Consider the following 24,045-nt stretch of genomic DNA (forward strand, 5'->3'; position numbering starts at 1 on the left):
TTAACTCATCTTTTACATAACTTGCTTAAAAAATACAAGCATCATGAAAAAGATCCTGTTTTTGTCACTCACTTTACTATTGGCTTTTACCGCGGTCACTTTTGCGCAAACGGCTGTTCCGTCAAGCGATGAAATAATGACAAAAGCCTATGCGCGGGCCAAAAAAGAAAATAAAAAGGTGATGGTTATTTTCCACGCTTCATGGTGCGGCTGGTGCAAAAAAATGGAGGCCTCCATTAATGAACCTAACCTTAAAAAGTTTTTTGACGATAACTACGTTGTTGTTTATCTCACCGTACAAGAAAGCAAGGGAAAGGAAAACCTGGAAAACCCGGGCGCGCTAGATTTAATGACAAAATATAAGGGTGATAAAGCCGGTTTGCCATTTTGGTTTATTACAGATGTTAACGGAAAAGCCTTGGCTGATAGCCAGGAACGCCCTGCAGGTGCAGGTTTAGATACTTATGGTGATAATGTCGGCTGTCCGGCATCTGAAAAAGAGGTGGCGTATTTTGCCAAAATATTAAAATCAACCTCAAAACTCAACGACAAAGAAATAGCCATGATCAGCGAGCGCTTTGCTAAAAATAAAGAGTAAAAGTTCTAAATAAATATAATCAGCTGCATCTTACAAAAGGTGCAGCTTTTTTTATGTCTGCTCAAACACAAGTGGCTTATTTTTGTCTTGTGTTCTGAAACATGAACACTATCATCGTCGTACTCACCTGCATGTTGCTTTGCTTCAGTATACTTCCGCTGATACGTAACGACTATTGGGTGTTCCGTGTATTTGATTATCCGCGACTGCAAAAGCTGTTTTTAAGCACTTTAGTGTTTTTGTTGCTATTTGTTTACTACGATGGAAGTTCAATTTGGCTATATACATTAGCTGGCCTGCTGCTTGTTAATATTTGCTATCTGTTATGGTTAATATGGCCGTTTACCATTTTAAGCGCTAAGCAGGTTTTAAAGGCTACGGATAGAAATCCGGCTAACCGGCTAAGCATAATGATAGCTAACATTTTTCAGGACAATAAAAATTCGCGAGGTTGCCTCACACAAATAGCACGCGTAAATCCGGATATATTGGTACTGTTAGAAACCAACTCTCGTTGGGATCTGGAAACCCGCGAATTGGAATATAATTACCCTTACCATTGTCGGGTACCTTTGGAAAATACCTACGGACTGCTTCTTTATTCAAAACTGGAACTTACTGACACACATGTAGAATATTTGGTGGAGGAAGAAATTCCATCCATCCATACTAAGGTTACATTGCGCAATGGCAAACAGGTGCAGTTATTTGCAGTGCACCCAACACCGCCCACACCCAATGAGAATGTACGCTCAACAGAGCGCGACAAAGAACTGTTGTTAATTGCAGATCTGGCTCATGAAAGTGAGCTACCGGTTATTGTGGCCGGCGATCTGAATGATGTGGCCTGGAGCCATACCACCGAACTGTTTTTAAAAATGAGCGGTTTGCTTGACCCGCGCCGGGGGCGTGGTTTTTTTAACTCTTTTCATGCCAATTATTTCTTTGTGCGTTTTCCGCTTGATCATGCCTTTATTTCGCCGCACTTTAAATTGAATGCTATAAAAAGACTGCGCAATTGTGGGTCAGATCATTTTCCTATCTACCTGAGTGTTCAGTTAGATGAAACTGCAGTTTATGAACAACAGCCTTTAGCGGTAGATGCTGATGATATTGAAGAGGCTGAAGAAAAGAAAGAAAAAATATAAGCTTCCACTCTTAAAATCTCTAAACAAAAGTGCTTAATTGCTAAAAATATTAGTAATTTAGCTTTTGATGAAAGTGAGCGAAAGAGCATTTGAGAAGTTAGAGATATTGGCTGATGCCGCTAAGTATGATGTTTCTTGCGCATCAAGCGGTAGCAAGCGGCAAAACAAGGATAAGGGTTTGGGTAATGCCAGCAACGGCATTTGCCATGCTTATACCGAGGATGGGCGATGCGTTTCATTACTAAAAATCCTTTTAACTAACCACTGCATTTTTGATTGTGCCTATTGCGTAAGCCGCAAGAGTAATGATATTAAGCGAGCTGCTTTTACGGTAGAAGAAGTGGTTGATCTCACCATTAGTTTTTATCGTCGTAATTATATTGAGGGCTTATTTTTAAGCTCGGGCATTTTTTACAATGCTGATTACACTATGGAGCGCCTGGTGCGTATTGCGAAAAAGCTGCGCCTTGAAGAAAATTTTAATGGTTATATCCATTTAAAAGCAATTCCCGGCGCCAGTGAGGAACTGTTGAAAGAAGCCGGTTTATATGCCGACCGCCTCAGCGTAAACGTAGAAATGCCTACAGAGACAGGGCTGAAATTGGTTGCTCCCGACAAAAGTCATAAAGATGTAATTGAGCCAATGAAGTATTTGAAGAAAGAAATAATTGGTTTTAAAGAGGAGAAAAAGATCATAAAAAGCACACCAACTTTTGCCCCTGCCGGGCAGAGTACGCAAATGGTTATAGGTGCTACCGGCGAAAGTGATATGGAAATATTGGGTATGGCCAATTATTTTTATAAGAAAATGAGCTTAAGGCGAGTTTACTATTCGGGATATGTACCTATCAGTACAGATAACCGATTACCGGCTATTGGCACCCCGGTACCTATGATAAGGGAGAACAGGCTTTACCAGGCTGATTGGTTAGTGCGGCTATATGGTTTTAATGTGAACGAGTTGGTGGGCTTTGACCTGCCTAATCTGGATCTGGAAATTGACCCAAAACTGGGTTGGGCACTTCGCAATCTGCATCAGTTTCCGGTTGATGTAAATACGGCTGATCTGGCTTTGATAAAACGCATACCGGGAATAGGGTTATTGAGCGCGCAGAAAATAATTTCGGCCCGTAAATTCAAAAATCTGCAACCCGAAGATCTGCAAAAAATGGGCGTGGCTTACAACCGGGCTAAATTCTTTTTGGCTAAAAGCAGTCCGTTTGCTTTGCATAAAGATTATACTTCAGAACAGATAAGACAGCAAATACTTACGTTGCAAAATAGCAAGTATGTAGCTAATTTCTCACCGCAAATGGCGCTGTTTTAACTATGGCTACCTTAATTTACGACGGCACTTACCAAGGCTGGTTAACAGCGGTGTTTGATATTTATGAATATAAATTTGGCGATGTTTTTTTTAGCAAAGATGATGCACCTGCCGCGGTTCTTTTTGGTTCAACACATTTGGTAAAAACAGATGAAGTTAAAGCGAAAAGAGTATTGAACGGATTAATGCAGCGCTTATCTACAGACGCTGTTAAAAGTATTTATAAAACTTTTCTGTCTGAAATTGAAAGGGTAGAAGAAGTGATGTGGCGTTTTGTAAAATATGTTTTTGCTGTGCAGCATAATGTTGAAGAGGACTTGAGCAATAATGCTGTTCGGGACGTGCGGGAAGCCGCCAAGTTTGTACATCGCGAAACGCATCGTATGAAGGCCTTTGTTCGGTTTAAATTAACTAACGATGGTTTGTTTTATGCGATGGTAGAACCTGACTGCAATGTGTTACCATTGATTGTAAATCATTTCAAAAATCGCTATGCCGACCAACGCTGGCTGATCTACGATACCAAACGCCGTTATGGTATTTATTATGATTTGGAAGCTGTAAACAACGTTCAGTTGCAATTTTCGGAAGCAACGGGAAACTCAGACGCGTTAGCATCCATTCTTGATGAACGGGAGCTATTTTTTCAGGATATGTGGCGCAAGTATTTTGGCGCGGTAAATATAAAAGCCCGCAAAAATATGCGCCTCCATATTCAGCATATGCCTAAACGCTACTGGAAAAATTTGATAGAAAAAACTACCGGCGGCATATAAACGCCGCCGGTAATTTCTTAAAAATAATTTGCTTCTACATCTGCTAATAATCCCAATCCTTTAGGCTCCCAACCCAATGTTTGCTTTGTAAGCTCGCTGGATGCCAGGCAACTTATACCCGCAAAATGTGCCAGCCAACCAAAATGCGCGGTAACCCCATCTCCGGTTTTGCTAACCAGCGGCAGATTTAAGCCTTTAGCAACTGCTTTTGCAATCTCAATAAATGGTATTCCTTTATCACCAACAGGATGAAGCGTTTTTAAATCAGGCTTTTGCTCGATTATGAGGCGGTAAACCGCTGCTGCATCTGTACGATGAACGGCTGGCCAAACATTGCTGCCATCGCCAACATAAGCAGATGCTCCGTGTTCTCGGGCCATATTAATTACCATTGGCACAAAACCATGATCGCCGGCATCATGTACGCTTGCGGGCAATCTTACTACATACACATCAGTACCTTTTGCCGCAGCTTCATTTGCAGCTTCTTCGGAAGCGGCGCGGGGTATAACGTCAGCGCCGGCTGTCAAAGCATCCATTTCGGTTACTTCCCTGTTGTAATGCAAAATGCCAACACCTGATGTTACAACTAATGGTTTACTTGTCCCGGCCAAAGCATCAGCAAAAATGCCTATCACTTTTCTATCGGCTTCGCAGCTGGCCTTGTATTGCGTAAAATCATGGTTAAAGGCAGTATGGATCACGGCATCGCAGGTTTGAGCGCCTTTAGTGATGATATCCGAATCATTAACATCTCCCAATAAAGTCTCAGCACCTAAAGAGGCTACCATTTCCGCACCCTTTTCATTGCGCACCAGGCCTAATACCTGATGACCGTTATTAAGCAGTTCTTCAACTATTGCCGAGCCTACAAATCCGGAGGCTCCTGTTACAAATACTTTCATAAGTTTCAATTTATATTACAAAAGTGAATACTAACAAAAGCAAAAAAGAAGTCATTTGACGCTATTTTCAAATACGCTGCAACTGGGCCTGCCTAACGCGGTTAAGCGTTTTAAGTGATATGCCAAGGTAAGCTGCTATCATTTTTAAAGGTAGCCGTTGCAGCAGGTGAGGGGTGTTTTTCAGAAAGTCCTCGTACCGTTCTTCCGGACCCGCACTTAATATAGTGTGCAACCTGTTTCGCGTAGCTTGCACGTTTTCTGAAATAATATGGTCTGAGAATAACTTCAATGCAGGAACCGCTAACAGTAAATGATCAAAATCAGGCTTGGCCCACATCAATACCCGGCTATTTTCAACGGCGCTAATGTTGTATTTTGATGGCACCGTTTTGTTATAACTTTCTGCATCCAGCGTCCATGTATTTTCAGGAGCGAACTGAAGTATGTGTTCATGACCATCGGCGGTAAGGCTATACGTGCGAAGTAAACCTTTTGCAATAAAAGTTTTATGCCGGCAAATTGCTCCCTGCTCTAACAAAAACTCGCCTTTACGAAGTTGGCGAGGAACCGCGAGATCACAGATCAGTTTAACATCGCTATCACAGATCTGGCTATTATTTTGCAGGTAATCTTTTAAAACATCGGTCATTGATCAAAGTTAGTCATCCGTTTTCAAAAAGTTGCTGTATGATTACGAAAGTGCATTAACCATATTTATTATCATATTAATTAAAATATAAGGGTTTATTGCGGCCGGACTTAAAAACAATCAATGTACCATTATTGCTTAGCATTGCTGTATTGAAGCTATTCATCACACACCTTTTGTAAACTTTTTGTTGAAGTATTTGTTATAAATCCGTGTCATAAATAATAGTATGACTGAGTATTAACTAACAACAAGCTTATGAAAAATAAGATATTATTTGCCGCATTATTTGCAGCGGCAGCTTTAACACAAAGCTGTGTAAGTAAAAAACAATATGCTGCGCTTCAAACCAACTATGATAACCTGCAACAAAAGCAAAAGGATCTGGAAAAAAGCTACGATCTGACGCAACGGGAACTGGAAGGTTCACGAACCCGGGTTAAAAGTTTAGAAGAACAAATATCATCAGAACGTTCAAACCTTGCCTCTTTGCAAGACGCGCTAAATAAATGTTTAGCCGGCAACACACAAGGCGGTGCCAACATTGCCAAACTTGTTGATGAGATCAACTCGTCAAACAAATACATTAAACAGTTAATTTCTGCTAAAGGCAAAAGCGATTCGCTTAACATGGTTTTGACCAACAACTTAACCCGCTCGTTGAGCCGCGAAGAAATGCAGGGTGTTGATGTGCAGGTGCTTAAAGGCGTGGTTTATATATCATTATCCGATAACATGTTATATAAATCAGGTAGCTATGAAATATCAGATCAAGCGGGCAGTACGTTGAGCAAAATATCAAAAATCATTAAAGATTACTCAGACTATGATGTTTTGATAGAGGGTAATACAGACAACGTTCCTATCAAACAAACCAATATTCGTAACAATTGGGATTTGAGTGCTTTGCGCGCATCTTCAGTAGTGCAGACATTACAGAATACCTATGGCGTAGATCCCAAACGTTTAACGGCAGGTGGTCGTGGTGAGTATAATCCGATTGCTGATAATAGTACAGAAGCCGGTAAAATTAAAAACCGTCGTACGCAAATCATTATTACACCTAAGTTAGATCAGTTTATGGATCTGATTGGCAAAGCACCCGAAACTGCTAACAAGTAATTAATTTCGGTACAGCTGTTGAATAGCTTAACACGTAAATTTAAATATCTATGAAAGCACAGGATTTTAAAAACAACGGGAACAAGCAAGGCAACCCAACTGCCGACAGAGGTTTTAATAATCACCGTGAAGATCAAAAACAACGCGGTATAAGTAATTCAGGAGGGCAGCCGTCTTTTACAACATCAAGTAAAGACAGCGCTCACCAGCCTCCCAAAAAGAAAGATTGATCAACTACCATGTTGATATAAAAATGCCTTTCCAATAAATTGGAGAGGCATTTTTGTTTTTTTAACATGCATTAAAACTACTTCGTTTTCGTAAAAATACCACATCATGTTGCATGTTTTATTACGTCTTACATTACTTTTAAGTTTTTAACCAATTAGCCATGTTCAATAATACTAATGCTTTTAAGCGATCTTTTTTGCGCTACTTCCTGCTGGTCTTCACAGTAATTTATACCAACGTAACATTTGCTCAAACCGCTCAAAAAGGCTGGGTAGGCACGTGGGGTACTGCACGCCAGTTAGTTGAGCCCAATAATATGGCGCCAGCTCCCGGTTTGGCTAATAATACCATAAGGCAATTGGTAGCTGTTTCCATAGGCGGTAAAAAAATCCGACTTAAATTTTCAAACGAGTTTAGTAAAGCTGCCACTACCTTAAAGAAAGTACAAATAGCTGTTTCTAAAGGAGGTAGCGCTATTGATGAAAGTACTACTAAAACGCTAATGTTTAATGGTAAGGAGGAAGTTACCATGGAACCGGGTGTTGAAATAACTTCGGATGAGATTTCGTTCAAATTAACCCCACGAATGCAAGTGGCCATAACCATTGCATACGGTCAGGTTTCGGAAACTGTTACAGGACACCCGGGTTCGCGTACTACATCATATATATTACCTGGAAATCAAACAGGTGCCAATACTGATTACAGCGCTGCTGTAAAAACTGATCATTGGTACACTGTTATAGGCATTGATGTTCAAAATAAATCAAAAAAGGCCGGTGCTGTTGCCACATTTGGCGATTCGATAACCGATGGCAGGGGATCGGGCACCAATAAGCAAAACCGCTGGCCCGATATATTTTCAATGGAATTGTTAAAAGACAATGCTACTAAAGATGTTGGTGTGCTTAACATGGGCATTGGTGGTAATGCAGTGTTGAGGGGCGGCTTAGGTCCGTACGCGCTCAGTCGCTTTGAGCACGATGTATTGAACCAGGCAGGCATTAAATGGGTTATTATTTATGAAGGCGTAAATGACCTGGGTGGCAAGCGCGATAGCACAATGGCTTACAGAACCGCTTCTGATTTGATAGCCGCTTATGAAAAAATGATAGGCCAGGCACATGCTAAAGGTATTAAGGTGTATGGTGCTACCATTATGGCTTTTAAAGGTAACAGCTATTATAATAAACACAGTGAAGGTGCCCGCCAAAAAGTAAATGAGTGGATACGCAACAGTGGTAAGTTTGATGCTGTTATTGATTTTGATAAAACCCTGCGAGACCCTGCCGATCCTGAAATGTTGTTGGATTCTGCTCAATCTGGTGCTAATGATCATCTGCACCCTAATGAACAGGGGTATGTAATGATGGGTAAATCAATTGATCTGAATCTCTTTAAGTAGAAAAATTATACAATGATAACTCAGGCTCGCTTTTACCGGGCCTTTTTTATTTGTAGCTGCTTTTCTTAACAAATTTTAATCAATTGCTTATAAAGTTGTACTTTTCGCCCCACTAAATCAATACCGTTAAACTTTATGAGCGACCACAGAAAAACTACCGATGCCCTTGACTATCATGCCATGGGCAGGCCCGGCAAAATAGAAGTTATACCCACCAAGCCCACCCGTTCACAGCGCGATCTTACACTTGCTTATTCACCGGGTGTAGCCGAACCATGCTTGCGAATAGCGGAGAATGAGGAAGACGCTTATAAATACACCGCTAAAGGTAATTTAGTAGCTGTAATAAGTAACGGAACCGCTGTTTTAGGCTTGGGCGATATTGGCGCTCAGGCGGGTAAGCCTGTAATGGAAGGCAAGGGTTTATTGTTCAAAATATTTGCCGATATAGATGTTTTTGACCTCGAGCTGAACACAAAAAATATTGACGAATTTGTAAACACCGTAAAAATACTTGAACCTACTTTTGGCGGTATCAACCTGGAAGATATTAAGGCGCCTGAATGTTTTGAAATAGAAAGACGCTTAAAAGCCGAAATGAATATTCCTGTGATGCATGATGATCAACATGGCACCGCTATTATTTCATCTGCAGCATTGATCAATGCCTGCGAGTTGCAGGAGAAAGACATCAGCAAAGTAAAGATCATTATTAACGGTGCCGGAGCTGCCGCTATATCATGCGCGCGCCTTTATTTGAGCGTTGGCGCGCAGAAAGAGAATATTATTATGCTGGACAGAAAAGGAGTTATCCGTGCAGACAGGGAAGCGCTTGAGCCAATAAAAGCCGAATTTGCAACCGGTGCAGATCTGTATACTTTAGACCAAGCTGTTAAAGGAGCCGATGTATTTATTGGTTTATCAAGTGCCAACACATTTAGCCCTGAAATGCTGCTTTCAATGGCTGAACGTCCTATCGTTTTCGCCATGGCTAATCCTGATCCTGAAATAGCTTATGACCTTGCTGTGAGTACCCGCAAGGATGTGATCATGGCCACCGGACGTTCTGATTTCCCTAATCAGGTAAATAATGTATTGGGCTTTCCATTTATTTTTAGGGGAGCATTAGATGTAAGAGCGACTGCCATTAATGAGGAAATGAAGATCGCTGCTGTTTATGCCATTGCTGAACTGGTTAAGAAGCCCGTACCCGAATCGGTTACACAGGCTTATAATGTTAAGCACCTGGCATTCAGTAATGAATATATTATTCCAAAACCAATGGACCCAAGGCTGATCAGCACGGTTTCGCCTGCTGTGGCTAAAGCGGCTATTGCATCGGGTGTAGCACGTAAGGTTATAACTGATTGGAGTGCGTATGAAGAAGAACTCAACCAACGTTTGGGTGTGGAGAACGTTATGCTGCGCGCGCTCACTAACAAGGCTAAAGCAGCTCCTAAGCGTGTTGTGTTTGCAGAGGCTGATAATTATAAAATTTTAAAGGCGGCACAAATTGTAAAAGATGAAGGTACCGCCATTCCCATTCTTTTAGGTAACAAAGAGCAAATACAAAAGCTAATTACAGAAAACAACCTCGACCTGGAAGGCGTACAAATATTTGAACCTGCCTTAGAGACCGATAAGCTGAAACAGTACGCTGAGTTTTTATACAAGAAAAGACAGCGAAAGGGTATGAGTCGTAAACAGGCTAATAAGTTGATGTTAGACCGTAATTACTTTGGCGCATCTATGGTACAATTTGGGGATGCCGATGCGCTGATCTCGGGCATTACTATGGATTATGCTTTGACCATTAAACCCGCACTGCACATCATCGGCACAAAACCGGCGGTGAAAAGGGTGGCAGGTATTTACATGATGTTAACCAAACGCGGCCCTATATTTTTGGGCGATACCAGCGTAAATAAAGAGCCATCTGTTGACGAACTGGTTGATATTACTGTATTGGTAAATGATGCTGTAAAGAAGTTTAACGTTGAGCCTCGTATAGCCATGATATCCTACTCCAATTTTGGTTCAACTGATGGAACTATTCCTGAGAAAACAGCCGAAGTGGTGCGCATTATCAAAGAGCATCATCCGGAAATTTTAATTGACGGAGAAATGCAGGTGAATTTTGCGCTCAATCCAAAGCTACTTGCCGAAAATTTTGAATTTAGCGCTCTTACAGACGCTCCGGCTAATACGTTGGTATTCCCCAACCTTGAATCGGGTAACGTAGCATATAAGATATTGCAGGAGTTAGGAGAGGCAGAGGCGGTTGGACCAATATTATTAGGCTTGAATAAACCAGTGCACGTTTTGCAAATGGGTAGCACTGTACGCGAGATAGTTAATATGGTTAATATTGCAGTTATTGACGCGCAAGGCTGCTAATAAAGTCTTAGTAATTAGATATGAGGGATGACTATTTGCATAGTCATCCCTTTTTTGTAAAATTTCGAGTTTTTGTTGGTATTAAAGTTTAATTATGGAAGTTAATGTAGTTTTAATGTTGTTGGTGGTTGCAAAATTGATAAAATGAAACTTTTAAATACTTAATAATTTAGGATTTTTTATCATTTAATTGCGAATACTTAAATATAATGACATTTAAGTACTTTTTTACGTGTCTATTTTTGAAACATTTTAAAATTTTACATCTATTTAATTAAAATTTAATAAAAGTTACTATTTAAGTTGAAACATATATTTGTTTGTATATAAAATTTGTAATTTTAAGGCAGTAGCGAGTAAATATTTGCAAGTTATTTAATCAAGTTTTGAAAAATATTTAAATAATGTAAGGGAGAGCGATAAATGAGGGTTTCTGACGAGGAGCTTGTGAGATTAATGGCAGCCGATAACGAAAAGGCTTTTCAAATACTTTACAACAGGTATTGGGATAAGTTGCTTATAAGGGCTTACAGCATTTTAAAAGCGCATGAACTTGCCGAAGAAGTTGTTCAGGATTCATTCATTAATTTATGGAAAAAACGTCATACCATTACTATTAAACACACTTTCAATACTTACATTTCTGCTGTAGTTAAGTACGAGGTACTTAGAAAACTGGCCAAGCAACCAACAACCTTATATATGGAAGATATAGCTGTTGTAGCTATACATGATCATTCCACTCAAAACCGTCTTGATTTTGACGACCTCCATGCCCAAATAGAACAAACAGTTAAAGTGTTGCCAGATAAATGTCAACTGGTATTCCGTTTAAGCAGGGAAGAAGGTCTTACCGCCAAACAAATTTCAGATGCCTTACAGATCTCTCCAAAAACCGTTGAGGCGCATATTACAAAAGCTCTAAAAACACTTCGTGTGAGTTTAGGTAGCTTTTTTATGTAATTAGTCATATATTTTAGCTTATTTTCAAGAATTATAGATAATCGTTATAGATTATTTAATGATATGTATCTTTTTTTAATTTTTTTTAAAACAGGCTAAGGGTATTCGATACATTTCATACGCTATATAAGAAACACGAGCGTAATGCAGTATCTGTCTAAAGAGAAAATTCAGGAGTTGTCAGATAAATGGTTAAAAGGAACCATAACTGCTGATGAACTTGCTGTTTTAGAAGATTGGTACAACAGTCACCCTAATAAAGACATTAATTGGACGGCGGGTGATTGGGATGAAAAGCAACTTAAGGAAAGATTGTATTATAACATACAATCGCAACTTGCTGATGAGCTTACGCCGGCGAAATTCAATTACAAAAAAATCCTGTATTCAGCAGCTGCCATGGTTACCCTAGCTATTGGCGCTCTTTACTTATACTCGCGTAATGCAGTTGTTAAAGAACAGGAGTTAGCAGCCAATCCGGTTATCGTTAGTACCGGTAACTTAAATAAAGCTACGCTAACGCTTTCGGATGGGAGAATTGTTGAGTTAAATGGCGCTACAAATGGCATAATTGCATCCGATGCAGGTACCGACATACGCAAAACGGCCAATGGAGAAATATTATATAGCGCGGGGCATGATGAAGCAAAGTCAAACGCTGTTGCCTTTAATACTATCAGTACGCCAAAAGGGGGGCAGTTTCAAATATCATTACCTGACGGCAGCAAGGTATGGCTCAACGCGCTTAGTGCTGTAAAATTCCCCGCGGTATTTAAAGGCAAGGAAAGATTGGTTGAGCTTACCGGTGAAGCCTACTTTGAGGTAGCTAAGAACAGGGAAATGCCATTTAAAGTAAAAATGCCCGATGGTACTTTGGTAGAAGTATTGGGTACGCATTTCAATATAGCGGCCTATCCTGGAGACAAAAGCGTTGATGCCACCTTATTGGAAGGATCAATAGACATACAAAAGGGTAACATCAAAAAATTAATGGTTCCCGGTGAAATGGCTGAAGTGACTGATAAGATCCAGCTGCGTCATGTAAATGTTGAAGACGCGGTATCATGGAAAAACGGCTTGTTCAGATTTGATAACGCAAGCGTAAGCGCGGTAATGCGTGAAATGGAGCGATGGTACGGCGTAGAAGTTGTGTATAGTGACGGAATGCCTGATAACGAGATAACAGGTTATATTTCCCGCAATGCCAAACTTGAAGAGGTGTTGAAAATGCTTGAACTAAGCGATGTTAGAACTAAACAACAAGGAAACAAAATTATAGTATTGAAAAACTAAAGAAATCGAATACGATATGGGACCATAAATAATATGCACATATCTCAAATAAAAACCGGAGGTGTACCACCACCCCCGGCTATAAGATTGAGGGCAAAAACAAAAAACTTTCTAACGATCTAATATTTAACCCTAAACAATGCAAAACTATGCAATTAAATGCTACTTGCGAAAATGACCGTGTAAAATATTACATAAGCGTCAGCGACGTTTTAATACCCCGGATTTCCAGAGCGCGTCGCAATATCGCTCGAACAGAATTTACCCGAAAATTACTGTTACAAATGAAAATAATAACCTTACTGATGTTTTTAGGATTTTTAGAGGTACATGCCAGCACTTCTGCCCAAAATCTGACCATAAATCAGCATAACACTTCGCTTGAGAAAGTTTTTACTGAGATCAAAAAACAAACAGGCTATCTGTTTCTGTATAACCAGCAGTGGATCAAGCTATCGAAAAACGTTGATATCAATGTTAAAAACGCCCCGTTAACCGAGGTGCTTGATATTTGCTTTACCAACCAGCCGCTTACCTACAGCATAGTTGATAAAACTATAGTGCTTCAGATAAAGAAAAAAGCTTTCGCTGATTCACAACCCGTTGCCGCCCCCATTGCAATCAACGTTACAGGTGTTGTAAAAGACGGCAAAGGCGACCCTTTACCTGGTGTATCGGTAATGGTGAAAGGCACATCATTAGGCATTCAAACTGATATTGATGGTAAATACAAACTCACGGTTGCTGACGGTGATGCCATTTTGGTTTTCAAATTTATAGGCTTCAAAACCAAAGAGGTTAAAGTTGGTAGCCAACAGGTTCTGAACGTTACTTTAGAGGAAGCTACCAGTGAATTAAGTGAAGTGGTTGTTTCGGGCTATAGCGTTAAAAGCAGAGCCGAATTTACGGGTTCATCATCGCACATAGGTGCCAAGGCTTTAACTGAGCGCCCCGTTACCAGTTTTGACCAGGCGTTGGCCGGCCAGGCTGCAGGTGTAAAGATCACATCATCAAGCGGTTCATTGAACTCGCCTCCGGTTTTCAGGATCCGTGGTTCAAACTCAATCAGTTCAAGCTCTTATCCTTTAGTTATTATAGATGGGGTAACCGCGTTTACAGGCAACGTGGGTAACTCGGCCGAGAACAACCCGCTGTCAACCATCAACCCGGATGACATTGAGTCGGCAGAGGTATTGAAAGATGCCGCAGCAACAGCGCTTTATGGTTCTCGTGGTACAAATGGCGTTTTGGTGATCACTACTAAAAAGGGAAAGCAAGGAACCGCCAAAGTTAGCTATACCGGATTTGTTGGCATGAACAAAACACCTCGCTTGCCGAAGTTGCTTAGCGCAGAAGATTACGTTATGATAAAAAATGAATCTTTAGCCAATAACGGACTCGCACCGCAATTTTTTTTAGGAACAAATCCTGATGGCTCAACATTAAGAACGAAGTGGTATGACTATGTTTATCAAACAGGTATCTCGCATAACCACAACCTGAGTATTTCCGGAGGCAGCCCAACTACCCATTATTTCTTTTCAGGTAACTATTCAAATCAAACAGGTTTTTTGAAGAAAAATACTTTTGAGCGCGGTGGTACAAGGTTCAATATTGATCATAAACTGATGAAGAACGTAACCATCGGCGCAAACGTATCATATACTAATACTTTAAATAACAACCTTACCAGTGGTTTTGATAATGCATTCGGTTTAAATAACCTGGTGCGTATGTCAATGGTATTACCGCCAAACGTATCGCCGTTTAATCCTGACGGATCTTATAATACTAACGGAGCAGGTTTAGGTGCCGGCCCTAATGGTATTTTAACCGGCTACTACAACCCACTGCCGCAGTTGGAGCATGACAAGTTTACTTCTGAAAGCAAGTCCTTTATAGGAAATGTATTTTTGGAGTGGCAAATAGTAAAGGGTTTAACCGGAAAGATCAATTACGCCTTGAATGATCTGAACACCGTTAACATGGGCTTTAATAACCCATATCAGGCTGGTGGATTTGCGCCAAATGGTTCAGCCACCAACAGCAATGGGGTTAACAGGCGTTCAGACGTATTAGGTCAGCTTACTTACGACAAAACCTTTGGTAAGCATCACGTTAACGCGTTTGGTGTTTATCAGGAGATCTACACAAAAACCACATCATGGGGTGTTACCCGCCAAAACCTGAACGATAGATTTTATGAATCATTCTTTGGTAGCTACGCTACTGTTAGCGGTTCAACATCAAACTACACTGAAGTTGGTTTAAAATCATTTTTAGGTAGCTTCAGTTACGATTACGATAAAAAATATCTGTTTAGCGCAAGTATAAGAAGGGACGGATTTTCATCTTTAGCTCAAAAATGGGGTAATTTCCCGGCAGTGTCTGTAGGCTGGAATATTGCCGAGGAAGATTTCTTCAAAAACTCCGGCTTAGGCAAAACCATTTCAACGTTAAAATTAAAAGGCGGATACGGCTTAACCGGTAACAGCTCAGGTGTTGCCACATATGCTTACGCATCCTTATACAGCTCGGGCGTTTATGGCGGGTTATCGGCATTAAGTCCGTCGCAAATAGGCAACTCTGAATTAAGCTGGGAAACAAGCAAGAAAACAGACGTGGGTTTAACCGTAGGATTATGGAATAACCGCGTAACTATTGACGCAGATTATTATGATAACAATAATGATAATCTAATACTTAACGTTCCGCAGGCTGCGTCAAAAGGTATCCCCGGAAACTCACTTACACGCAACATTGGCTCGCTTTATAACCGTGGTTTAGAGTTCAATATTGAAGCTCACATTATTGATAAAGGTAAATTCAGATGGACAAGCAGTTTCAACATCAGTACATTAAGTAACAAAGTTACTTCACTTGCTCCGGGTGTTAACGATTTGTGGACAAGCGGTTTAGAAACATCTAATATCACTCGTGTCGGCTATCCGCTGGGCGCAATGTATGTGGTTAAAACCACAGGCGTAAACCCTGCCAATGGTTTACGTATGTATGAGAACCGTAATGGACAAACTGTTCAATACAACCCAAGAACAAGCGGATGGACGTATCTTGACGGAACTGTAGCACCTACACTTGACGCTTATGGTGACGGCGTAATTATGGGTACTACGCTGCCAAAATATTACGGTGGCTTTAACAACAACTTTACTTATGGAAATTTTGACCTTACTTTAAACTTCACTTATTCAGGCGGCAACCTTATCTATAATGGTACCAAGGGAACCTTGTTAGATAACCGTTTCTTTAACAATCAGACAGATATATTAAGGCGTTGGACAACTCCTGGTCAAATTACTGATATACCAAAACTGCATTATAATGATCAGATAGCGAGTGGGTCTGTATTAATGAACTCTTATAACGTTGAGGACGGAACATTTATTAAAATGAATTATGCCGCAATTGGTTACCGTTTGCCAGCAAAATTATTGAGTAAAGCAGGGATATCGTCTATGCGCATATACGCAACGGGCGGAAACTTTCTACTCTATACCAAATATACTGGATCAGACCCTGAAGTATCAGCTAACGGCGATTCGAGTACTGGTGCAGGCAGAGACAAGAACTCGTTACCAGCCGGCAAAACATTCACTTTCGGACTTAGTGTTGGATTTTAATAATTGAAACAAATGAAAAACTTAAGGAAATATAAACATTTAATAGTCAGAGGAAGCCTTCTGAGCTTGATCCTTATAAATGCTACGTCGTGCAAAAAGAATTTGCTTAATCCTGATATCATCAGCCTTATACCTGACGTAGCCGTATTTGATACGCCAGAACGTATTTTGGCACAGGTAAACGGTTTATATGTAGCGGCAAAGAGTGGCAGCTTTTACGGAGGCAGATATATTATTTATAATGAGATCCGCGGTGAAGATTTCATTATGAACAAACCGAACGTAGTTACCGGTCAGCAAACCTGGTCACAGTCTGTTAACCCGGGCACCAGCGAAGTGAGCAGTTTATGGACGGCCGGCTATTTAACCATAAACAGGGTAAACACCTTTTTAGCAGGCTTAGATGCTAATAAAAGCAAAGTTTCGGCTACATTATATGCTAACTACTCTGCAGAAGCCAAATTTTTAAGGGCGCTAACTTACTTTGCTTTAGTGCAAACCTACGCTCAGCCGTATGCAAAAAATAATGGAACAAGTCCGGGTTTGCCTTTAAGGCTAATGCCTGAGCTAAATTCAGAGAATAGCCTGTTAGCCCGCAGCACCGTTGCAAAGGTTTATGAGCAAATTTTGGCTGACCTAAATGCTGCTGAAACCGGTTTGCCTTTAAACTATGGCACAGGATCAACAACAGCAGTTGCTAGCTTAAACACCACCCGTGCCAGCAGAAATACTGCCATAGCATTAAAAACAAGGGTCTATATGGTGATGAACAATTACAACGCTGTTATAACAGAAGCGGAAAAAATTGTTTCAGCCAGTGCCCCTTATTCTGCAACTACAGGCGTAGCCAACAAGATGGAAACAAACGTTGCTACGGTTTTTACAGGCAATTATGTAGGACCTGAAGCTGTATTCTCACTGCCTTTCACGCCACTTGAAACGCCGGGTGGGCAAAACCAGCTAGCTTACTATTTCGGGGGTAATCCGGGTAATCAGGAGTTTTATTTGAATCCTGTCGGAATAATAGCTGATCCAGCCTTCGCGACTGCTTCAAAAGATGCCAGGAAAGGATTTGTACAAACAGTGGCAGGCCAGAAATGGATGTCAAAATTTAAAGTTGCATCAACGTTTTCTGATAACGTACCTGTGATCAGATATCCTGAAGTGTTACTCAATTATGCTGAAGCGCTGGTTCGTACTGGCGGTGTAGCCAATATGCCAAAGGCCATTTCATTATTGCAGGCCGTGCGTTTACGTTCTGATGCCGACTATATTTTTCCTGCTGCAAGCATAGCCACGCCTGATGCGCTGATAGAAACTATCCTCAAAGAAAAACGCATAGAGTTCTTCGGCGAAGGTTTCCGCGTGCCAGATCTTCAACGCTTGCTTCAGCCACTTCCGGCCAAGGCATCTACATCTAACAACGCACCAACTGTAGCGCCAACCGAGGGCAGGTACATATGGCCGCTGCCGTCATCAGAAACATCAATTAACACAGCTGCTGAACAAAACCCACAATAACAACCACATAAACCATTTCGTGTTATGAAAGTAAACTTATTAATAACAACCGGTATGCTGGCGCTGTGCGCCAATACCATGGCGCAGGCACCGCAAGGTGGCGCCGGTAACAGAGCTCAGGCTGGCGCGGGAGCAACAAGGGGCGTAATGGCCAGTATTGAATCTGCTACACAGGGCATGAAAAAAATGGAAGGTTATTTTACCTTTTATTACGATGAAAAGACCGGGAAGATCTTATTAGAGGTAGATAAATTTGATAACGAATTTCTTTACTTCAACTCGTTAACAGATGGAGCAGGCCGTTCTGCCGAAAGGGGACAGGCTGCCGCTAACATTGCCAAGTTTGTAAAGCTCGGTCCAAAAGTATTATTGGTTGAACCTGTATTTGCCTACAGGGCTGTTACAACCAATCCGGATGAAATAAAAGCCGTTGAAAACGCTTTTGCAAAATCAGTTATATGGGGATTTACGCCGGTAGCTATGGATGGCGAAAAAGCGCTCATAGACATTACCCCTTTCATCGTTCGCGACAGTCAGGGTATAGGTGGCAGATTGGGCAGCGGCGCTACAGCATTTGGCGGTGGCGGCGGTCGGGGCGCACGTGGAGGCGCTACCGCTTCAACCGGTGGAGGTAGCTACCGTGTTGACGAAACCAGATCAGGCGTTTATTTGCCAAATACAAAAAATTTCCCTAAAAACACTGAGTTTGAAGCCATGATCACCTTTGTTGGTGGTTCTGGTGGTGGCGGTGCCCGGGGCGGCGGCGGTGGCATAGCGCCTGATCCGGGTGCTGTTACCGTTAAAATGCATCAGGCATTTGTTGAATTGCCGGATAATAAGTACAAGCCACGCAAATTTGATCCGCGTACTTCGTTTAATGTGTTCAACTACATGGATTTTTCAGCAGGTATGGATGAGTCGTTAGTGAAACGCTTTACCCGTCGCCATCGTTTATTTAAGAAAGATCCTAATGCTAAAGTAAGCGAAGCTGTTGAACCAATAGTATATTATGTTGATCGTGGCGCACCCGATGATGTGAAGAAAGCGCTAATAGAAGGTGGCGCATGGTGGAATCAGGCTTTTGAAGCAGCCGGATTTAAAAATGCTTTCATTGTAAAAGAATTGCCTGAAGGTGCGGACCCAATGGATATCAGATACAATGTGGTCAACTGGATCAACCGTGCCGGTTCTCCGAGGGCCTTCTCATCAGGTGCATCTTACATTGATCCACGCACAGGCGAGATCATTAAAGGTGTGGTTACTTTGGGTTCAGATCGCCATCGTCAGGATTATTTAATTGCTGAAGGTCTTTTACAGCCGTACGAAAACGGTAAACCGGTTGATAAACGCATGAAGGAGATGGCTTTAGCTCGTATCAGGCAATTATCAGCCCATGAGATAGGCCACACGCTTGGTTTTACGCATAACTTCGCTGCCAGCCCTAAAGACCGCGCTTCGGTAATGGATTATCCATTCCCTAAAATAACGCTGAAAGCTGATGGTACTATTGACTTGTCTGACGCTTATGCAAAAGGCATTGGCGAATGGGATAAACGTGCTGTAACCTGGGGATATTCAGAATTTGCCAAAGGCGTTGATGAGAACGCTGCCTTAGACAAAATAATGGATGAGACCATAAAACTGGGTTTTCAGTATATTCCTGATATTGGCGGTTACACACACCCGGCCTCTCACCAGTGGGATGATGGCGAAGAGCCAATTGCACAGTTAGATAAGTTAATGAAGGTGCGTCGCATCACATTGGATAAATTCTCTGAAAAAGCTATTGTGAAAGATGCGCCAATGTCAACCATTGAGGAAGTATTGGTTCCAATTTACATGTTGCACCGTTACCAGATAGAAGCGGTCGCTAAATCTGTGGGTGGTTTATACTTTACCCATGCTGTTAAAGGCGATGGACAAGTACCAACCAAAATGGTTGATCCGGCTCAGCAATGGAAAGCTTTTGATGCATTGATGGCCACAGTAACGCCTGAGGCGCTTGCTTTACCTGATGGCTTGATCTCAAAAATACCGCCGCGCCCTACAGGCTATCCGGCAAGTATTGAAACATTCAGTGGTTACACAGGTCCAACTTTTGACCCAATAGCGGCCGCAAAAGCAGCAGCCGACTTAACTATTGCTTCACTACTTGACGCGGAACGTGCTGCAAGGTTAATTGAATACAAAGCACGCGACAGCAAGCAACCAGGTTTTATTGCTGTGACCGACAAATTGCTGGATCAAACCTGGAAAGCGCCGCTATCAGAAGGTTATAAAGGTGAATTACAGGTAATGGTGAACAACCTTACCCTGCAATATTTGCTGGCCTTGGCAGCTAATACAAGTACATCAGACAATGTACGCGGACAGGCTATGTTAGAAGTTGAGAAGCTTAAGGACTACATGACCGGTAAATTAGCATCGGCAACAGATGTACAAAAAGCCAACCTGCTGTTTGGGCTATCGCAGATAGAATCATTCAAAGGCGAGCCATCTAAGTTTGAGCGTGTACCTGAGCTTACTGTTCCACCGGGCGCACCTATAGGTATGCCGGGTATGGATTTTCTGGGCAACGCTACAGATTGCGATTACAATCAGCAATAAAGTAAAACAGCTATGAAAAGAGCCCTGCTTTGTAACGTGCTTATCGCCTTTTTGGCGGTAGGTACGTTCAATGCGCTTGCGCAGTCGTTTAGCATGAAGAGCGTTATTGCTTATCCATTTCCGCGGGATATTACAAGCTCGGCAACAGGTGCTAAGATTGCCGTATCTGTTCAGCAGGAAGGTAAACGCAATATTTATGTGGCAGAAGGACCGGTTTTTGAGTTACGCAAGCTTACTAATTATCAGCAAGATGACGGTCAGGAAATAACAAGTCTTTCGGTGTCGGCAGACGGACAGTGGGTAACCTACGTACGCGGCGGAGAACATAGTGGTAACCGCGACCGCAGCATGGTGGTAAACCCTGCCAACAATCCCGTGCAACCAAAAATTGAGGTTTGGAGCGTGAAATTTGCCGGAGGGATACCAAAGAAGCTGGGCGAAGGTGACTATGCTGTTCCATCGCCAAAGAGCAATAAGGTTGCATGGATAAATGACAACAAAATATGGATAGCTGCTATTGATGGAGCTGCTGCTGCAAAATGCATTGTTGACATAGCAGGAGAATGCGGGTCATTACAATGGTCGCCCGATGGTTCAAAGCTGGCCTTTGTATGTAACCGTACAGATCATACCTACATCGGCGTGTATACTAATGCAGCTGCGCCAGTAAAATGGTTAGCTCCGTCGTTCAGCAAAGATGCGTCTCCGCGCTGGTCGCCCGATGGAGGAAAGATCACCTTCATACGCACACTCGGACAGGTTGCTAATGCAGCAACCCAACCTGCTGCTGCGGGTAGTGCGGCACAGCCATCTGCCAACAGAGGCGCTGTACAGGCCTGGTCAATATGGACTGCAGATGTTGCCACAGGAGAAGGTAAACTGCTTTGGAAATCAGGAGATAATCCTCGTGATGGTTTACCAGGCACAGATGGTGGCGCCAATTTATACTGGGCCGCTAACCGTATTGTGTTTTGCTCTTATCAGGATGGCTGGCCACATATGTATTCAATTGACCCCAAAGGCGGACAACCTTTGTTGCTTACACCCGGAGATTTTCAGGCTGAACAAATAAAATTAAGCGGAGATGGTAAATGGTTGATATTTAGCGCAAACACCGGACCAGACGCAAAGTTGGATATTGACAGACGGCATGTGTTAAGAGTATCTGTTGATAAAGCTGACATGGAGGTGTTAACCCCCGGCACCGAAATGGAAACCTATCCTGTTTTAACCGGCGATGGTTTAACCGTGGCTATGTTTACAGCTAACGGACAAAGACCATTAACAGTTGCTGTTATGCCTTTAAGTACGCGTAAAATCAAACAGATAGGAGAGCAGCTCATCCCGGTTGATTTTCCGGTTAAGCAAATGGTTATTCCTAAGCAGGTAATTTATACATCGCCCGATGGGCAGCAGGTGCATGCGCAGTTATTTGAACCCGTTGGCGGTCCGTCAAAAAAGCCAGCTATTGTTTACATCCACGGTGGTCCCCAAAGGCAAATGTTGTTAGGATGGCACCATATGGACTATTACGCTATTGATTACGCTCTTAACCAATACCTGGCCGGCATGGGTTTCATTGTACTGTCTGTAAACTATCGTAATGGCATCGGCTACGGCTATGATTTTAACCGCCCAACTAAACAGGGCGCAAATTATATAGACGTAAAAGCTGGTGGTGAATGGTTGGCTAGTCAACCTAATGTTGATACCACACGCTTAGGCGTTTACGGTGGTTCTGCAGGCGGCGCATTAACGGCCTCTGCACTCGCGCGGGATTCAAAGCTGTTTAAGGCAGGGGTGATCATTCATGGAAACTCACAAGAACCACTTGATGCATGGACATCGCCCACCATGATAATTCATGGTGATGATGACCGCAATGTCGCCTATTCGGCAGGTGTATCGTTAGTCAGGCGGTTTGAGCAGAATGGTAAGCCATATTTTGAGTACCTGGCAATACCCGGCGATTCGCACCATTGGATGGCACACAGCAATATTTTAAAAGTTAATACCGCAGCAGCCGATTTTTTAAAGCGGATGCTGTTGGATAAAAAATAATTTAATTGTTTCATTTTTGATAGGTTGATTAGGTAGCGGGACTAAGGAATTAATTCCTTGTCCCGTTTTTTTAAGCACCTGTTTCCAAATTTTTTTACATGGATTTTCCTTCGGAATTAAAATATACTAAAGATCATGAATGGATAAAGGCTTCAGGTGATGAGGCTTATATTGGAATTACAGCATTCGCCCAACAGGAATTGGGTGATATAGTGTATGTTGAGATTGATAAAATAGGGGCAGAGGTGGCTGCCGAAGAAGTTTTTGGCACAATTGAGGCCGTTAAAACAGTTTCTGATCTGTTTATGCCGGTTGCAGCAATCGTAATTGAGATGAATAAAAAGTTAGATGCTAATCCGGAACTGATCAACACAGATCCTTATGGTGACGGGTGGATAATTAAGGTAAAGCTGACGGACCTTACTCAACTGGACAGTTTACTGTGGGATACCGAATACAAAACTTTGATAGGCCTATAATGAAGAACACCGCATTAACTGATACCCATATAAAACTGGGCGCCAAAATGGTACCCTTTGCAGGTTACAACATGCCTGTACAATACAACGGCATTAATGCCGAACACGAAACCGTACGCAAAGCCGTTGGCGTTTTTGATGTAAGCCACATGGGCGAATTTATTCTGAAAGGCGAAGGATCCCTTGACCTGATACAACGCGTGAGCAGTAATGATGCCGCTAAGCTGTATGATGGCAAAGTGCAATACTCCTGCTTACCTAATGAGCAAGGTGGCATTGTTGACGACTTGTTGGTTTATCGCATTGATGAGAAAACTTACATGCTGGTAGTTAACGCATCTAACATTGATAAAGACTGGGATTGGATAAGCCGCTTCAACACCGGCGGCGTAGATATGAAAAACATATCCGACCGTACCTCGCTATTGGCTGTTCAAGGTCCTAAAGCTGCCGAAGCACTACAAAGTCTGACGGATATTGACCTGGGTACAATGGAATACTACACCTTCAAAAAAGGAAAGTTTGCAGGTATAGATAATGTATTGGTATCTGCAACGGGTTACACCGGTGCCGGTGGGTTTGAATTATATTTTGATAATGACCATGCAGAGCACATCTGGAATGAAGTATTCAAAGCAGGTGAACCATTCGGTATTAAACCAATTGGTTTGGGAGCCAGAGATACCCTACGACTGGAAATGGGTTTCTGTTTATATGGTAATGATATTGATGATACCACATCACCATTAGAAGCCGGTTTAGGCTGGGTAACTAAGTTCAATAAAAAGTTCACCAACAGCGAACAACTGGAGCAACAAAAACAGGCGGGCATTACCAAAAAACTGGTTGGCTTTGAAATGCTGGAAAGAGGCATCCCAAGGCATGATTATGAGATAACAGATGCCGATGGCAACACAATAGG

At 42.0% G+C, this 24,045-nt stretch carries 18 protein-coding genes; 16 read left to right on the top strand and 2 right to left on the bottom strand.

The features are described from left to right. The first annotated feature begins 43 nt into the window (after positions 1 to 43). From CLV57_RS10440 to CLV57_RS10455, 4 genes are all read left to right on the top strand, one after another. Positions 44 to 598 (top strand): thioredoxin family protein, encoded by a 555-nt coding sequence (locus CLV57_RS10440; protein ID WP_100341232.1) that lies wholly within the window; start codon positions 44 to 46, stop codon positions 596 to 598. Between the two features lie 101 nt (positions 599 to 699). Beyond that, positions 700 to 1,746, top strand: a complete 1,047-nt coding sequence (locus CLV57_RS10445; protein WP_100341233.1) for an endonuclease/exonuclease/phosphatase family protein — start codon at positions 700 to 702, stop codon at positions 1,744 to 1,746. A gap of 73 nt (positions 1,747 to 1,819) precedes the next feature. After that, a complete protein-coding gene (locus tag CLV57_RS10450) occupies positions 1,820 to 3,073 on the top strand; it encodes a putative DNA modification/repair radical SAM protein (RefSeq protein ID WP_100341375.1) in 1,254 nt (417 codons plus the stop codon). 2 nt (positions 3,074 to 3,075) lie between these two features. Then, positions 3,076 to 3,849 (top strand): TIGR03915 family putative DNA repair protein, encoded by a 774-nt coding sequence (locus CLV57_RS10455; protein ID WP_100341234.1) that lies wholly within the window; start codon positions 3,076 to 3,078, stop codon positions 3,847 to 3,849. 17 nt (positions 3,850 to 3,866) lie between these two features. Here the strand turns inward: CLV57_RS10455 and CLV57_RS10460 are convergent, their stop codons facing one another. Together CLV57_RS10460 and CLV57_RS10465 are read right to left on the bottom strand one after the other, a co-directional pair. Further along, the gene (locus tag CLV57_RS10460; RefSeq protein WP_100341235.1) at positions 3,867 to 4,754 is read right to left on the bottom strand and encodes an SDR family oxidoreductase; all 888 of its coding nucleotides are present in this window, start codon (positions 4,752 to 4,754) and stop codon (positions 3,867 to 3,869) included. A 67-nt stretch (positions 4,755 to 4,821) separates the two neighbouring features. Continuing rightward, positions 4,822 to 5,403, bottom strand: a complete 582-nt coding sequence (locus CLV57_RS10465; RefSeq protein WP_100341236.1) for a Crp/Fnr family transcriptional regulator — start codon at positions 5,401 to 5,403, stop codon at positions 4,822 to 4,824. Positions 5,404 to 5,661: 258 nt separating this feature from the next. Between CLV57_RS10465 and CLV57_RS10470 the strand changes: the two genes are divergently transcribed. The 12 genes from CLV57_RS10470 to gcvT form a co-directional block, all read left to right on the top strand. Further along, complete coding sequence (locus tag CLV57_RS10470) at positions 5,662 to 6,525, top strand: OmpA family protein (protein WP_100341237.1); 864 nt, start codon at positions 5,662 to 5,664, stop codon at positions 6,523 to 6,525. 50 nt (positions 6,526 to 6,575) lie between these two features. Then, complete coding sequence (locus CLV57_RS10475) at positions 6,576 to 6,755, top strand: hypothetical protein (RefSeq protein WP_100341238.1); 180 nt, start codon at positions 6,576 to 6,578, stop codon at positions 6,753 to 6,755. A 161-nt stretch (positions 6,756 to 6,916) separates the two neighbouring features. Next, positions 6,917 to 8,161, top strand: a complete 1,245-nt coding sequence (locus CLV57_RS10480; protein ID WP_100341239.1) for an SGNH/GDSL hydrolase family protein — start codon at positions 6,917 to 6,919, stop codon at positions 8,159 to 8,161. A 135-nt stretch (positions 8,162 to 8,296) separates the two neighbouring features. Beyond that, positions 8,297 to 10,558 (top strand): NADP-dependent malic enzyme, encoded by a 2,262-nt coding sequence (locus CLV57_RS10485; RefSeq protein WP_100341240.1) that lies wholly within the window; start codon positions 8,297 to 8,299, stop codon positions 10,556 to 10,558. Between the two features lie 423 nt (positions 10,559 to 10,981). Further along, positions 10,982 to 11,521: an RNA polymerase sigma-70 factor gene (locus CLV57_RS10490; RefSeq protein WP_100341241.1), complete on the top strand. Its 540-nt coding sequence runs from the start codon at positions 10,982 to 10,984 to the stop codon at positions 11,519 to 11,521. 144 nt (positions 11,522 to 11,665) lie between these two features. Continuing rightward, entirely contained in the window at positions 11,666 to 12,814 is a 1,149-nt protein-coding gene (locus CLV57_RS10495) for a FecR family protein (protein ID WP_100341242.1), read from the top strand. A 284-nt stretch (positions 12,815 to 13,098) separates the two neighbouring features. Next, complete coding sequence (locus tag CLV57_RS10500; protein ID WP_169927077.1) at positions 13,099 to 16,455, top strand: TonB-dependent receptor; 3,357 nt, start codon at positions 13,099 to 13,101, stop codon at positions 16,453 to 16,455. A 12-nt stretch (positions 16,456 to 16,467) separates the two neighbouring features. Further along, a complete protein-coding gene (locus CLV57_RS10505; RefSeq protein WP_100341244.1) occupies positions 16,468 to 17,976 on the top strand; it encodes a RagB/SusD family nutrient uptake outer membrane protein in 1,509 nt (502 codons plus the stop codon). 24 nt (positions 17,977 to 18,000) lie between these two features. Beyond that, complete coding sequence (locus CLV57_RS10510) at positions 18,001 to 20,583, top strand: zinc-dependent metalloprotease (RefSeq protein ID WP_100341245.1); 2,583 nt, start codon at positions 18,001 to 18,003, stop codon at positions 20,581 to 20,583. A gap of 12 nt (positions 20,584 to 20,595) precedes the next feature. Then, positions 20,596 to 22,644 carry a S9 family peptidase gene (locus CLV57_RS10515; protein ID WP_100341246.1) on the top strand — a complete coding sequence of 683 codons (2,049 nt, stop codon included), beginning with the start codon at positions 20,596 to 20,598 and terminating at the stop codon, positions 22,642 to 22,644. Positions 22,645 to 22,742: 98 nt separating this feature from the next. Beyond that, positions 22,743 to 23,123 carry a glycine cleavage system protein GcvH gene (gcvH, locus tag CLV57_RS10520; RefSeq protein WP_100341247.1) on the top strand — a complete coding sequence of 127 codons (381 nt, stop codon included), beginning with the start codon at positions 22,743 to 22,745 and terminating at the stop codon, positions 23,121 to 23,123. Further along, a partial coding sequence (gene gcvT / locus CLV57_RS10525; protein ID WP_100341248.1) for a glycine cleavage system aminomethyltransferase GcvT occupies positions 23,123 to 24,045 on the top strand: 923 nt, incomplete at its 3' end. The genes gcvH and gcvT, both read left to right, overlap by 1 nt.

This window comes from Mucilaginibacter auburnensis (genome assembly GCF_002797815.1).
GTDB classification, from domain to species: Bacteria; Bacteroidota; Bacteroidia; order Sphingobacteriales; family Sphingobacteriaceae; genus Mucilaginibacter; species Mucilaginibacter auburnensis.

What these genes read in the sequence shown, in the direction of transcription:
- CLV57_RS10505 (WP_100341244.1), top strand. Translation starts at nt 16,468, where the DNA reads ATGAAAAACTTAAGGAAATATAAACATTTAATAGTCAGAGGAAGCCTT.
- gcvH (WP_100341247.1), top strand. Translation starts at nt 22,743, where the DNA reads ATGGATTTTCCTTCGGAATTAAAATATACTAAAGATCATGAATGGATA.
- CLV57_RS10460 (WP_100341235.1), bottom strand. Translation starts at nt 4,754, where the DNA reads ATGAAAGTATTTGTAACAGGAGCCTCCGGATTTGTAGGCTCGGCAATA.
- CLV57_RS10490 (WP_100341241.1), top strand. Translation starts at nt 10,982, where the DNA reads ATGAGGGTTTCTGACGAGGAGCTTGTGAGATTAATGGCAGCCGATAAC.
- CLV57_RS10500 (WP_169927077.1), top strand. Translation starts at nt 13,099, where the DNA reads ATGAAAATAATAACCTTACTGATGTTTTTAGGATTTTTAGAGGTACAT.
- CLV57_RS10470 (WP_100341237.1), top strand. Translation starts at nt 5,662, where the DNA reads ATGAAAAATAAGATATTATTTGCCGCATTATTTGCAGCGGCAGCTTTA.
- CLV57_RS10440 (WP_100341232.1), top strand. Translation starts at nt 44, where the DNA reads ATGAAAAAGATCCTGTTTTTGTCACTCACTTTACTATTGGCTTTTACC.
- CLV57_RS10465 (WP_100341236.1), bottom strand. Translation starts at nt 5,403, where the DNA reads ATGACCGATGTTTTAAAAGATTACCTGCAAAATAATAGCCAGATCTGT.
- CLV57_RS10485 (WP_100341240.1), top strand. Translation starts at nt 8,297, where the DNA reads ATGAGCGACCACAGAAAAACTACCGATGCCCTTGACTATCATGCCATG.
- CLV57_RS10445 (WP_100341233.1), top strand. Translation starts at nt 700, where the DNA reads ATGAACACTATCATCGTCGTACTCACCTGCATGTTGCTTTGCTTCAGT.
- CLV57_RS10515 (WP_100341246.1), top strand. Translation starts at nt 20,596, where the DNA reads ATGAAAAGAGCCCTGCTTTGTAACGTGCTTATCGCCTTTTTGGCGGTA.
- CLV57_RS10510 (WP_100341245.1), top strand. Translation starts at nt 18,001, where the DNA reads ATGAAAGTAAACTTATTAATAACAACCGGTATGCTGGCGCTGTGCGCC.
- CLV57_RS10480 (WP_100341239.1), top strand. Translation starts at nt 6,917, where the DNA reads ATGTTCAATAATACTAATGCTTTTAAGCGATCTTTTTTGCGCTACTTC.
- CLV57_RS10455 (WP_100341234.1), top strand. Translation starts at nt 3,076, where the DNA reads ATGGCTACCTTAATTTACGACGGCACTTACCAAGGCTGGTTAACAGCG.
- CLV57_RS10475 (WP_100341238.1), top strand. Translation starts at nt 6,576, where the DNA reads ATGAAAGCACAGGATTTTAAAAACAACGGGAACAAGCAAGGCAACCCA.
- CLV57_RS10495 (WP_100341242.1), top strand. Translation starts at nt 11,666, where the DNA reads ATGCAGTATCTGTCTAAAGAGAAAATTCAGGAGTTGTCAGATAAATGG.